The following is a 12,986-nucleotide window of genomic DNA, read 5'->3' as shown; positions in this document are numbered from 1 at the left end:
GGTAATGAGTAATCTCAACTCTTGATTCGCATTAATTTATTAAATATTGTTCATTTTTCCTTCATCCTTACGTAAAGTCTAAAAAACTTACTGTTTATTACTTCTAACTTATTACTAAAGAATTATCTTTGTACCCTAATTTATTTTTTATATGAAACTTGCATTTTTACTGACTTTTATCCTTCTCGTTATTTTATTCACAGCCTGCTCCTCTGTGGACAGCGATGCCAGGAAAGCGGCTCAATTGAATAAAGAATCGATAGAATATGTAAAAGAAGGTGATTTAGAGGAAGCCGAAAGGGCATATAAAGAAGCGCAGGAGATTTTATCCCGTTATAAAGGGACAGAAAAATATGATGAGTTTCAGACGGCATACAATACTTATATGCACGGGGAGTCTCCAAATAACTGATAATAAAAAACTAACGTAAGGTCATAGACCTGTTTATTACAAAGAAACAAGAACAAATTATAATTCGATAGCACATCATTAGATTCTATCCATTACTTATTTTAGCCATATGTCTGAGAATATATTAAATGCAGAAGAGCCGAAAAAGAGCCTCAATTTTATAGAGGCGGCAGTGGAAAACGACCTGGCAACAGGTAAAAACGACGGCCGTGTCCAGACCCGTTTCCCGCCCGAACCGAACGGTTATCTGCATATTGGTCATGCAAAAGCCATCTGTATAGATTTCGGCATTGCAAAAGAATATGGAGGTGTTTGCAACCTTCGTTTCGATGATACCAATCCTGTAAAGGAAGATGTGGAGTATGTAGATTCCATTATGGAGGATATAAAATGGCTGGGTTACGATTGGCCTAATGTTTACTATGCATCCGACTATTTTGGTAAATTATGGGATTTTGCCGTACAGCTGATAAAAGAAGGTAAAGCCTATATTGACGAACAATCGGCGGAAGAAATAGCCAGACAGAAGGGTACCCCTACACAACCGGGAGTTAACAGTCCTTATCGTGACCGCCCTATCGAAGAAAGCCTCGATTTGTTCCACAAGATGAATGAAGGAGTGTTCGAGGAAGGTAGTATGGTGCTTCGTGCCAAGATAGATATGGCCTCGTCGAATATGCATTTTCGCGACCCCATCATATATCGTATCATCAAACACCCGCATCACCGTACGGGAACCACATGGCAGGCCTATCCGATGTATGATTTCGCACATGGGCAATGTGACTATTTCGAAGGGGTGACACATTCTATATGTACCCTTGAGTTTGAGGTACACCGTCCCCTATACGACTGGTTTATCGATCAGCTTGCTACCGATACATACCGCCCGCGTCAGTATGAATTCAACAAGTTGCAGTTTACCTATACCCTGCTCAGCAAACGTAATCTGAGACGTATGGTAGAAGAAAAAATACTTACCGGCTGGGACGACCCGCGCATGCCTACTCTTGTCGGATTTCGTCGCAGGGGATATACTCCCGAGTCTATTCACAACCTGATAGACCGTATAGGCTATACCAAATACGACGGAATAAACGATATAAGCCTTTTGGAATATGCGGTACGTGAAGACCTGAATAAGAAGTCGACCCGCGTATCGGCTGTGCTAGACCCTGTGAAACTGGTTATAACAAATTATCCAGAAGGGCAGACCGAAGTAATGGATGCTCAAAACAATCCGGAGGATGAAACGGCAGGAAGCCATAATATACTCTTCTCCCGTGAATTGTTTATCGAAAGGGACGATTTTATGGAAGATGCTCCTAAAAAGTATTTCCGCCTGACACCGGGCAATGAGGTTCGTCTCAAAAATGCATATATAGTAAAATGCACAGGCTGTAAGAAAGATGAAGACGGAAATGTAACGGAGGTATATGCCGAATACGATCCCCAGACCAGGAGCGGTATGCCTGAAAGCGGCCGCAAGGTGAAAGGTACTATCCACTGGGTATCTACCGAAGATTGTTTCGATGCAGAAGTACGCCTTTACGACCGTTTGTTCATAGTAGAGAATCCGGCCGACGACGGGAGGGATTTGACCGAACTGCTGAACCCCGATTCACTTCGTGTCCTTACAGGGTGCAAGATGGAATCATATTTGAAAGAGGCCAAAGTGGGGGATAAATTCCAGTTTCAGCGTACAGGCTATTTCTGTGTAGACAAAGATACTACCGATAGTAATATGGTATTCAACCGTACGGTATCGCTTAAAGATTCGTGGGCAAAAGCAAAAGATAAATAAAAATCTTTATCTATGTATTTAGCCGATAGCTTATAGTTCTTTGAAAGATTGGCTGACCCCTTCATTGACTTCGCTCTCTTGAATTGAAAATCGACGGAATGTAATGTAGTCAATAGTTGTTTCCCCCAAAGGAGGACTTACAATGAGGGTAAAAAGATAGATAGAAAATACTACAGAAGTGTCACTTTTGTAACTTTTTTGAGAGGAAAGTTAAAAATTGCCGGCGATAAAGATAAGAGGGATTTTGTGTTAACTGCCGACTGTTAACTGTTCACTGAAAAAGTGTTACCTTTGTAACCTTTTAAGATTAAAACAACACCGAATGCCGGATAAAGATATATCATCACTTGTAAAACGATATCAGCAAGCCCATGAATCGGGTAAGAACCCCTATTTCGATGCCGACGAATTCAGCGATCTGGCCGAATACTTCGATTCTATAGACGAACTGGATACCGCCCGCGAAATAATAAATGCCGGACTGGCTATCCATCCGGGTAATACTCCTTTGCTTATAAAGAAGGCAAAACTGGCTGTTTATGATGGGGAATACGAGCTGGCTCTGGAGCTTCTGGATTCTTCATCCGAATATGATTTTGACCTTTACCTGTTAAAGATCGAGTGTTATTTGCAACTGGAGCAGTATCAGGATGCCTTTGCGCTGTCGGAGGAGTTGCTTGAGAAAGAAGAAGACGAACCTCTGGATAATATGCTTGCCGAACTCGGATTTCTTCACGTAGAGGCCGATTGTTTTAAAGAAGCCGTGTTATATCTGCAGGAAAGCCTGAAGTACAATCCCGAAAATATAGAAGTACTGTCTGACCTGGCTTATGCCCATGAGATGCTTGGAGACTTTGAGGCAGCCATAGATGCCACAAATAAGATACTCGATATAGAACCATACACCTACGAAGCCTGGGTAAGCCTCGGAAAATTATACTCTCTGAAGGAGCAATTCGAAAAGGCTATCGATGCTTTCGATTTTGCGCTTACTATTAATGATGCAGATGGCAATGTGTTGAAATTGAAGGCTCACTGTTTGTCTCTGGTAGACAGGGTAGGGGAGGCTATCGAGATATTCAACGACTTGTTGCTTTCCGATCCGGATGATACTTCCATCCATTTCCTGCTTGCAGAATGCTATGAATCGTTGGAAATGTATGATGAGGCGTTGTCCTGCTTACAGAAATATGAAGATATAGAAGGAGAAACCACCGAATTGCTATCTAAGCGTGCTTACCTTTATCTGGGAAAGGGAGACTATCAGAAGACATTGGCAATAGTAGAGAAGGGATTAAAGGATAATCCTTATTCACTGGATCTGAATATGGTTGCCGGAGAGGTTGAGTTTCTGCGTGAGGAGTATAAGGAAGCCGAACTTTATTACCTGAGTATCTACTCTCAGAATAAAGAAAACTTCCAACTGTTGGACAGGCTGGCGATGGTATATATAAAGGAAGAAGATTACCAGCAGGCTGCTTTTTATACAGAGAAGCTGCTCGAACTCGATCCTACCAATCTGGCGGTGAAGCAGCGTTTGGCTCTGCTTTATTTCGAACTGGGAGATGAGGTGGAATTCAATGTTATATTAGATCAGTTTACGGACAAGGAACTACTTTCATTATTTGAGCTTATTTATACTCCTCAGTCGTCGGCTTATTTCGACCGTGATATGTTGCTTGCTTATCTGAATAAAGCAAGGGAAGCGCGGACTCTGTTCAAGAATCTCAAGTATTAAGAGGTCTGCTTGTATAAGCTATAAAATTTAAACTCGCTCTAGGCTTTTTCCGTCTTTTTTGTATTTGGCAAAAAAGCTGCTACCAATCCTATTAGCGGCAGGTAAGCGCAGATATCGTACACATGCTGTATGCTTGTTTCGTCAGCTACCTTGCCCAGTATGGCAGACGCTACTCCCGCAATACCGAATGCCAGCCCAAAGAATAGGCCGCCTATCAGGCCCACTTTACCTGGAACAAGTTCCTGTGCATAGACCAGAATAGCCGAGAAGGCCGAGGATAATATCAATCCGATAAAGATACTTAATATACATGTCCACATAAGGCCTACATGCGGCATAATAAGGGCGAACGGCGCAGTGCCGAGGATAGACGCCCAGATTACATATTTACGTCCGATGCGGTCGCCTACAGGCCCTCCTATGATAGTACCCAGTGCCACGGCAAACAGGAATGCAAACAGGTATAGCTGCGCATCGTGAACCGATACACTGAATTTGTCTATCAGGTAAAACATATAATAGCTGCTGAGGCTTGCCATATATACATATTTGGAGAAGATAAGTATGAGCAGTATAGAGATGGCAAAAGCTACTTTCCGGGTAGAATAGCCCGAAGTTTTTTCCGGAGTGCTTCCATCTGTTTTAGGTGTGGGTTTCAGCCTGTACAGGTTGGCTTTGTACCATTTGCTGATAACAAGCATTACCCCGATAGAAACAAGAGCGATGATCGATAGCCACCCGATATTCCGTTGTCCGTATGGAGTTATTATCCACAATGCCAGTAAAGGGCCTACAGACGAACCGAAATTTCCCCCTACCTGAAACAGGGATTGTGCCAGCCCGTGTTTTCCACCCGAAGCCATATAGGCGAGCCGGGAAGCTTCAGGATGGAATATAGAAGAGCCCAATCCGGTGAGGAATACGGCAATCAGTACATGTATGAAATCGTTGGCAAGCGACAGGGACAGTATTCCTATCATGGTAAATGTCATACCGATGGGCAGGGAATAGGGCTGTGGTTTCTTATCAGTGATGAGGCCAACAACGGGCTGAAACAAAGATGATGATAGCTGAAATACTAATGTTATCAGTCCTATCTGTGTAAAATTCAGCAACAGTGAATCTTTCAGTAAAGGGTATACCGCTGAAATGATAGACTGGAGCATATCGTTGAGCATGTGACATACTGCCAAAAGCGAAAGGATGGTGAAGGCCGTTCCGGTCTGGGTAGTTGTTTTCATTATAAACCGAATTGAATTAAGTCGCCAAAGGTAAGATTAATATTTAGGAGTTACTTAGCGATTCTTGATATTTCATCAGCAGTTAAGCCTGTATATTTCGCAATTGTCTGATTGTCTAGTCCTTCCTTCTTCATATTGAAGACTATCTTAGCTACCTTCATATCTTCTTCCAGGGAGTTGTATATTTTTATAATAAGGCTTTTTATTGTATTCAGCAGCTTCTCCCGTCCTTCCACGGTAGAAAAATCCACTCCGCAAAAGGAACCCCGGTGACGCCGGAGAACAAGGTAATAAATACCTCCGATAACAAGTGCACTGAATACATCAAAGTTGAAACCTGAATTTTTAAATATATCGTTGTATTTGTCTATGAGTTTCTGCGAGGCTGTTTCTCTGGCCATAGCAGACTCCCGTGTGATGGGGTTATCTGCCGAGATATCCCAGATAAGTATTTGTTGCATGCTCTTGTTGTCGTATAGCGATTCTACAACTCCGGCCATGAGGTTATATGAATACTCCATATAATCGTCTTTTTCGGACTGCATATCCATAATATCACTTATCCAGTAGTCATATTTCCGGGTGAACTGTTCGAACAGGTCTTCCAGGTTTTCGAACCGCTTGTAAAAGACATTCGGCTCTATATTTGCTTTCTGTATTATAGCCGAAAGTGTAGTTTTTGCAAAACCTTCTTCTTCTATTACTGACTTTGCAGCCTCCATAATATCTTTCTCCAAAACGATGTTGGTGCGTCGCGATCTCCTTTCTTTTTTATCCCTTTCCATGTGTGAATACTATTTTGCGATGGTAAATATAGATGTTTTTTATCAAAAAAGAGGGCTGCCATAAAAACTATGACAACCCTTGAAGAAGTATGTGGAAAAAATGAAGTTATTACTCCAGTGCAGATATCCTTTCGTGTATTGTTGTTATTATTTCTATTTTAGCAGACTCTATTCCGGCATCAGGGTATTTTTCTTTATATTTTTGAGTCAGGTCTTCAGTCAGTTTTATGTGTCTTTGCACAGGAACAGATGTTTTGTTGTATCCTATTCCTCTATTGAAATATTGATAGAACATTGCTGCGTCGCCCTCAGAAGATATCTCATATATAAACTCATTATTATCATAATAGAGTTTCATATAATAGATGCCATCATCGGTATTGAACGAATAGGTACCTTTTGCTACAGTTGAAGTGCTGCTATTTTGATGGACGGAAAACACCTTCTTCTCATTAGCAATCAATTTGTATGCATAAGCTTTAGGCAGAAAAGCATTTTTCAATATATCGTCTGCTATCTCTTCTTTTCTGTCACTGTTAGCGACAACAATAGCTTCCCGCATATTTGTGGAAAGGATAAGATAACGGTCTATGACTGTGATATCAATTACTATTTCCTTATTGAGCTTATCTTTTAAGGTTAGTTTTGCAGAACCTAGTTTTTTAGGAGATAAGTATATAGTGCTAGTTTCGATTGTAGCATCAACAATATCTTTATTATCAGATACAATCGTGTATTCACCATTCCCACTGATAATTTCAATAACCTGGTTTTCGGCGAGCTTCAGTTTGGCTGAGGTCAGGCTAACTTTAAGTTCTTCGGTGTTTTCGTTATCGCTGCATGACGAAAATCCTGCAAGTAAGCAGGTAAAAATAATAAATAGAGACAGACTTTTAGGCATCTTAAGGCATTCTTCGGTTACTGTATATTTTATACAAAGATAGTATTATAAACAATATCATTTGCTTATAATGCTATTATTTTTTTATATATAATTCAAAAAAATATTGATAATGAGTAAGATATTTTATCTATATAATATAATGTCTGATTAATTACTTTTTTAATTTTAAAGGTTAATGTCAGGAGTTATAAAAAATTGCAATGAAGCAAACATGTAAAAAGTGTTACTTTTGTTACTTTTTTAGAAATATCTGAGGTGGATCTGAGCATTGGATATATGAAGATATCTTGTCTTTCAGATAATAGATTGAAGACTCAAAAGTAACAGAATATAAAAAACGAAAATGTTGTTACCTTTGTTACCTTTTATATATCTACCTTTGTATATTATTCAAAATCTGAAGGAATGAAACGAACAGAAATAGCAAGCTTGGGTGAATTCGGTCTTATCGATCACCTGACAAAAAATATTGAACTTAAGAATACCAGTTCTGAGAAAGGGGTAGGGGATGACGCCGCAGTTTTGTCTTATGGCAATAAAAAGACATTGGTAACTACTGATCTCTTACTTGAAGGTATTCATTTCGACCTGATGTATGTGCCATTGAAACATCTTGGATACAAGTCGGCTGTTGTCAATTTTTCTGATATTTATGCTATGAACGGTCAGCCAAAACAGATGACAGTTTCGTTAGGTTTATCAAAACGTTTTTCGGTAGAAGATATGGAAACATTCTACGAAGGACTTAGTTTAGCTTGTGAAGAGTATGGCGTAGACTTAGTAGGAGGGGATACATCCGCATCACTTACCGGTCTGGCGATCAGTATTACTTGCATTGGTGAAGGGGAAGAGAGTAGAATATCCTATCGCAATGGTGCGAAAGAGACAGATTTGATCTGTGTTTCCGGTGATTTAGGCGCTGCTTTTATGGGGCTTCAGTTATTAGAGCGGGAAAAGGCTGTGTATGGTGGTGGAGAAAAAGACTTTCAGCCTGATTTTACAGGGAAAGAGTATTTACTCGAGCGCCAGTTGAAACCGGAAGCCCGTAAAGATATTGTAAAGTTTCTGGCAGAAGAAGGTATCGTGCCGACATCGATGATTGATATATCGGATGGCTTGTCTTCCGAACTGAAGCATATATGTAAACAAAGTAAGGTTGGGTGCCATATTTATGAAGAACGTGTTCCGATAGATTATCAAACGGCCATGATGGCGGAGCAATTTAATATGAATGTAACGACAGTGGCTCTGAATGGGGGGGAGGATTATGAATTACTCTTTACGGTACCTTTGTATTTGCATGATAAGGTATCGAAGATAAAAGGTGTCCATATCATCGGACATATAACAAAAAAGGGTTTAGGCCTTGTAATGGAAACCCGTGACGGAACCGAAATTGAACTAAAGGCTCAAGGTTGGGACTCGATAGGGAAGTAGAAATAATACTTCCATGAGTATAGTAGAAACTGTTACTTTTGTTACTTTTTCTTAAGAAATTGAGGGATAATATTAGTTAAGGAAACAATAAATCGGGGAGAGGATAACATGATATGAACTAATTGTCTTTACATAAAGATCTTATAATAAAATTGTTATGTTCTGCTTTGTTTGTTCTGATTCTTTATATTGAAATATTTTATACGATATTTTTGGTAAATGTAAAATATATCCTATCTTTGCACACGCAAACGCAAGACTACAAAACTACAAACATTGGTGCCATAGCTCAGTTGGTAGAGCAAAGGACTGAAAATCCTTGTGTCCCCGGTTCGATTCCTGGTGGCACCACTTTTAAAAGAACGTCTAAGACATTAGTTTTTAGGCGTTTTGTTATTTTACGAGTTCTCATATAAAAAATTATAATCATAAAATTGGCTTACTTGTATCTACTTTTAACTACATTTGTTTGCAATTGTTGACATATAATTTACGTGATTATGGCTACATTTAAAGCAGAAGTTCAAAATAAACGAGCAGACGGAACATACAATATAAGAATACGTGTTACCCATAACCGCGAGGTACGTCGGATATCTACGAATCTGTATATAACTGATGACGATCTCACCCGGAGTTTAAAAATTAAAAATGTAAATATAGTAGAAAAATGTGATGACCTCATAAAGAAGTGTCGTGAAGCTTGTAATAATCTGGGGTTTGAATTGTTCGACATACCTATAGATGAACTAGTCGCTAAAATAAAAAAACATCTTCAGGGTGGCGATAAGTTTTATCTGGACTTTATACAGTATACAAAAGAAAAAGCAGCAAAAATGAAAAAGGGTACAGGTGATACTTACCTGAATATGTTATCTGCTCTATTAAGGTTTATAAAACGAGACAGTCTGGATATATCCGAAATAAATACAAACTTCCTTCGGGAATTCGAACAGTTTATTGCTACAGAACCTTCGCAGCGCGGAAATAATAGGAAGAAAACCAAGAAGGATCTGGAGGCTAAAGGAGGCCGGGCTGTATCTAAATACCTAGCTTGTGTGCGTGCGATACATAATAAAGCAAAGGAAGAATATAATGACGAAGATCGAGGCTTAATAAATATTCCATTTTCACCTTTCAAAAATTATAAGTTAAAATCACAACCGAAAACACGTAAGCGGGCCTTACCGGTTACATTGATACAGCAGATAATAGATCTTCCATATGAAAAGGAAATAATAGGCGGTAGGACAAACCGATTCAATCTGGCAAAGGATTGCTTTTTACTTTCTTTTGCCTTGATAGGAATGAATAGCGCTGATATGTTTTATTGCGGATTACCTAAAAAAAATATAATAACTTATAACCGAGAGAAAACAGAGGGGCGTCGCGATGACGGGGCAGAGATGCGGGTGAGAATCGAGGATTGTATTACAAAGTTGATCAATAAATATAACGATGATAAAAAACTATTCCGCTTCTACAGACATTACACAAATCATATGATTTTCAATGCAGCAATCAATAGAGGCCTGAAAAGAATAGGCAAACAGATCGGTGTCGATGATCTGGAGTTTTATGCGGCCCGGCATTCCTGGGCGACCATTGCTCGTTCATCAGCTGTAGGCATCGATAAATATACAGTACATGAGGGATTGAACCATGCACCGGATAAAGATATGAAGGTAACAGATATATACATCGACCGTGATTGGTCAGTGATATGGAATGCTAATGTAAAAGTACTGGCACAGTTCAACTGGGAGTTTTTTGATTGATAATTAAACTTCGTTCAGACGTCACCTAATTCGGTTGAAAAACTTCGTTCAACTTCATTCAACAACTTCCGTCATTATAAAATAATGGTGAATTAATAAATTTCGTAATAATACTGATTACGTGTTAATTGCGTTGATTGTGAAATCGATGTGTAGACTTTAAAACTTCGTTCAGTAACTTCGTTCAAAAAAAACGAAGTTTAACTTTGAAGATAATTCTCAGAATCATCAGTATTATTTATAATAATTATTTTTGATAATATATGCTATTATATTGTCAAATATGGTTTTAAATAATACCAAGTATACCCTAGCCTAACTATGTCGGCTGGTTAACTCGGCATCCCTTGATTAAAGTTATAATTTACCCGTACAACTTCGTTCACTTTACTTAAAACTGTAAGTTTTCAAGCATTATAATACGCTGGAAAATAGCTGGTATTTTCAAGATAAATTGCTTTTTTAAACTTCGTTCAAAATAATCGATGTTATAATTTATATTGGGGATGACCTTTTGGTTGTACACAAGGTTTAGGTTATGGTTTTTACACATTATTATATAGAATAAGACTAAGACATACCTCCTCTATCCTCCTTTTCAAGTCGAAAGAGGAGAGATGGGGGGTATTATTTTTTAGATTATTTTTGAAAGAAATATTTAGTGGGATAATGACTTTGTATAAGTGTTGCGTTTTTGCCCGTTTCCGGCTTGCTCTGTTGATTTACATGTCAGGTTCGGTAGAGTTGTTCGGATGATGTGTAAAAGAGCGGAAATAGCCCTTTAATTTTGCTTTGCTCGGTTGGATAAATACCTGATGTGATTATTACTGCTGGCTTCGTTCAAAAAAAGCGAAGTATTTTATTTAAGTCCGGATATTACGTACACTCCCGGTTGATTGTGATTCTGTTTTTGCAATTATGTAGCGGCTACTGACATAGTTATAAGAATCGAATTGCCATTTGTCCAGTGTGGATTTTGAGATGCTGAGAATTGATTTGTTAGCTTCATAGAGCGCGGTAAGAGATGTGTATGTGCTAACCTTTAATGGACGTTGCTGTATGAAAACAAATACTTTCATATTTAGATATATTTTTTATTTCTGCAAATATAATATATTATATTATCAATTTTAAAAAATTATTGACTTATCCTTACTTCGTTCTTTTTGAGTGATGTTTTTTATACAAAATATCGCTCAAACTTCGTTCAGCTTTATTAAAAAACTTCGTTCAAACTTCATTCATCCCCGTCGGAAAACATCGCGCAGAGATTATTCAGATATGTCTTTTTTATGGTTTAAACTTCGTTCATAAAACATCGTTTTTTATGAACGAAGTTCATATGATATAAATTTTTGATTGTACTATAAAAAAACTCCCGACTGGTTAAGTCGGGAGATCATAATTGCTTGAGAAAACTTATTATCTTCCTGTAATCCTATATCTGTTTAGGATTAAATTTAAATCAATATCGTGCTGTGTGTTTTCCTCTATCTGAAAGATTTTTTTACCATCTACAATTCTGTATGGCCTACCGTCATCATCTATCATCAGTTCCGATATTAAATCGTCTTCTGGTTGTTTATTATCCAAATACTCGCTATTCCTCATTCCGCAAATTTTCGGTTTGCCCCTTATATCCTCTTTTGCACATACTCCACCGCCCTTATTAGCTCGTCATCCGTCAGGTCCTTGCCGGTGATCAGCTGATACTTGATATAATACCGGGCAATACGGGTCTGCCGGTCATGGTCCACCTTGATCGCTATGCTCCGCCAAAATCCGATGTATGTATTCAGTAGTTTGCTGGCCCATGGCTGAAGACTGTCGTTAAAAATGTATTCCAGCCTGATGCCTTCGTTTTCACATACAGGTTGAAGATTCATAGCCTGAAGTTCCTGGACAAAGTTTTCAATCAGCCGGTACCGGTGCGCCTGTTGTGACAGGATCGCCCGGAGCTGAAAGCCGAATACTTCGTGGCAAACTGTTTTTGAATGGCCTGATAGAAGGTGTGTTCGCTCCAGGCGGTGGATATGGTTCTCAACACTCAGGCCGGAGATCATCGTTATATTTGCTTCCACGGCATCCGGATAAATAAAGCTCGCTTCTTCGATAGTAAGGTCGACAAACCGGACATAGCGCATAGGGATTTCGAAGTAATCATTTTCACTATAATACGGATATACCTTGGCGCATGGCCCGTTAGGAGTCATCGTATTAAAGTCCCAGGCGCGCATGGCCTGTCCGCAATAATCAGGTATGGTGATGCCAATCTGCTGCAGTTCGGCAGCCGTGGCATCAATTGTTATTTCTGTATTAAATTTCTTCATATTTTAATAAAGTTTACCAGACATCTTCTTCTTTTTCTATTAATCGTAATGCTGCCAGACTGTCGGGATCTTCTGGGCCGGCACAATGTGAGCAAAGAGTATATGTTTCATCCGTCCACCAGCATGGACCGTAGTCCGGATCATAGCAGGCGTGATCATCGATACAGCCGCAAACTTTGCATATTCCGGCTTCAGGCTCCTTCTCCATATCCATTCCGCAATTTTGCGGTGTGTGGTTTGTACTCATGGTATATTATTTTGGTGATTATATACTATTTTGCAATCTGTCAATTTCAGCAGCAATTAGTGCTCCTGCCTTTGCGAGTTCTCTTATTCTATCGTCTTGCGAAGGTTTCCACCATTTAGGATCCCAAGGCCATACAATTTTAAAAAAGCTATCATACCTGGTTCTCCAATATCCACGTATGGCATAACATACGGCTGCGTCTGTTAACTCTCCACAAACATATTCTGCATCATGCTCTGCCGTCCATCCTTCGATCTCGATTTGCCGTTCCCTCTCTTCCGCAATTAATTCAACACCTGTTTTTTCCATA

Annotated in this window: 13 protein-coding genes and 1 tRNA gene; 6 read left to right on the top strand and 8 right to left on the bottom strand. The window is 39.2% G+C overall.

All coding sequences use genetic code 11. From position 1 onward, the window contains the following. Nucleotides 1-151: 151 nt before the first annotated feature. The 3 genes from HMPREF9455_RS15510 (at nt 152) to HMPREF9455_RS15500 (ending at nt 3,954) form a co-directional block, all read left to right on the top strand. Nucleotides 152-412 carry an outer membrane protein assembly factor BamD gene (locus HMPREF9455_RS15510; RefSeq protein ID WP_006800679.1) on the top strand — a complete coding sequence of 87 codons (261 nt, stop codon included), beginning with the start codon at nt 152-154 and terminating at the stop codon, nt 410-412. Nucleotides 413-521: 109 nt separating this feature from the next. Further along, a complete protein-coding gene (locus HMPREF9455_RS15505; RefSeq protein ID WP_006800678.1) occupies nt 522-2,216 on the top strand; it encodes a glutamine--tRNA ligase/YqeY domain fusion protein in 1,695 nt (564 codons plus the stop codon). Between the two features lie 322 nt (nt 2,217-2,538). Continuing rightward, a complete protein-coding gene (locus tag HMPREF9455_RS15500; protein WP_006800677.1) occupies nt 2,539-3,954 on the top strand; it encodes a tetratricopeptide repeat protein in 1,416 nt (471 codons plus the stop codon). A 38-nt stretch (nt 3,955-3,992) separates the two neighbouring features. On the opposite strand, the gene HMPREF9455_RS15495 is transcribed toward HMPREF9455_RS15500, so the two are convergent. The 3 genes from HMPREF9455_RS15495 to HMPREF9455_RS15485 all read right to left on the bottom strand — a co-directional run bounded on the left by HMPREF9455_RS15495 (nt 3,993) and on the right by HMPREF9455_RS15485 (nt 6,881). Next, complete coding sequence (locus HMPREF9455_RS15495) at nt 3,993-5,195, bottom strand: MFS transporter (protein WP_006800676.1); 1,203 nt, start codon at nt 5,193-5,195, stop codon at nt 3,993-3,995. A 50-nt stretch (nt 5,196-5,245) separates the two neighbouring features. Then, nucleotides 5,246-5,980: a TetR/AcrR family transcriptional regulator gene (locus HMPREF9455_RS15490; RefSeq protein WP_006800675.1), complete on the bottom strand. Its 735-nt coding sequence runs from the start codon at nt 5,978-5,980 to the stop codon at nt 5,246-5,248. Nucleotides 5,981-6,089: 109 nt separating this feature from the next. After that, a complete protein-coding gene (locus tag HMPREF9455_RS15485) occupies nt 6,090-6,881 on the bottom strand; it encodes a hypothetical protein (protein WP_006800674.1) in 792 nt (263 codons plus the stop codon). Nucleotides 6,882-7,289: 408 nt separating this feature from the next. On the opposite strand from HMPREF9455_RS15485, the gene thiL reads away from it, so the two are divergent. The 3 genes from thiL to HMPREF9455_RS15470 all read left to right on the top strand — a co-directional run bounded on the left by thiL (nt 7,290) and on the right by HMPREF9455_RS15470 (nt 10,099). Further along, nucleotides 7,290-8,321 carry a thiamine-phosphate kinase gene (gene thiL / locus HMPREF9455_RS15480; RefSeq protein ID WP_006800673.1) on the top strand — a complete coding sequence of 344 codons (1,032 nt, stop codon included), beginning with the start codon at nt 7,290-7,292 and terminating at the stop codon, nt 8,319-8,321. A gap of 278 nt (nt 8,322-8,599) precedes the next feature. Then, nucleotides 8,600-8,672, top strand: a tRNA-Phe gene (locus HMPREF9455_RS15475). 149 nt (nt 8,673-8,821) lie between these two features. Then, nucleotides 8,822-10,099 carry a phage integrase SAM-like domain-containing protein gene (locus HMPREF9455_RS15470; RefSeq protein WP_006800672.1) on the top strand — a complete coding sequence of 426 codons (1,278 nt, stop codon included), beginning with the start codon at nt 8,822-8,824 and terminating at the stop codon, nt 10,097-10,099. Nucleotides 10,100-10,962: 863 nt separating this feature from the next. On the opposite strand, the gene HMPREF9455_RS15465 is transcribed toward HMPREF9455_RS15470, so the two are convergent. The 5 genes from HMPREF9455_RS15465 to HMPREF9455_RS15445 form a co-directional block, all read right to left on the bottom strand. Further along, entirely contained in the window at nt 10,963-11,178 is a 216-nt protein-coding gene (locus HMPREF9455_RS15465; RefSeq protein ID WP_006800671.1) for a hypothetical protein, read from the bottom strand. A gap of 343 nt (nt 11,179-11,521) precedes the next feature. After that, nucleotides 11,522-11,710, bottom strand: coding sequence for a hypothetical protein (locus HMPREF9455_RS15460; protein WP_006800670.1), 189 nt, complete (start codon nt 11,708-11,710; stop codon nt 11,522-11,524). Nucleotides 11,711-11,733: 23 nt separating this feature from the next. Beyond that, nucleotides 11,734-12,336 (bottom strand): hypothetical protein, encoded by a 603-nt coding sequence (locus HMPREF9455_RS15455; RefSeq protein ID WP_148401914.1) that lies wholly within the window; start codon nt 12,334-12,336, stop codon nt 11,734-11,736. 106 nt (nt 12,337-12,442) lie between these two features. After that, nucleotides 12,443-12,676, bottom strand: a complete 234-nt coding sequence (locus HMPREF9455_RS15450; protein ID WP_006800668.1) for a hypothetical protein — start codon at nt 12,674-12,676, stop codon at nt 12,443-12,445. Nucleotides 12,677-12,694: 18 nt separating this feature from the next. Then, on the bottom strand, nt 12,695-12,985 hold the full coding sequence (locus HMPREF9455_RS15445) for a hypothetical protein (protein WP_148401913.1): 291 nt from the start codon (nt 12,983-12,985) through the stop codon (nt 12,695-12,697). Nucleotide 12,986: the final 1 nt, after the last annotated feature.

It is taken from the genome of Dysgonomonas gadei ATCC BAA-286, assembly GCF_000213555.1.
Lineage (GTDB): Bacteria > Bacteroidota > Bacteroidia > Bacteroidales > Dysgonomonadaceae > Dysgonomonas > Dysgonomonas gadei.
The sequence above is the reverse complement of the archived record's forward strand: the minus strand, read 5'-3'. Positions and strand labels throughout refer to the sequence as shown.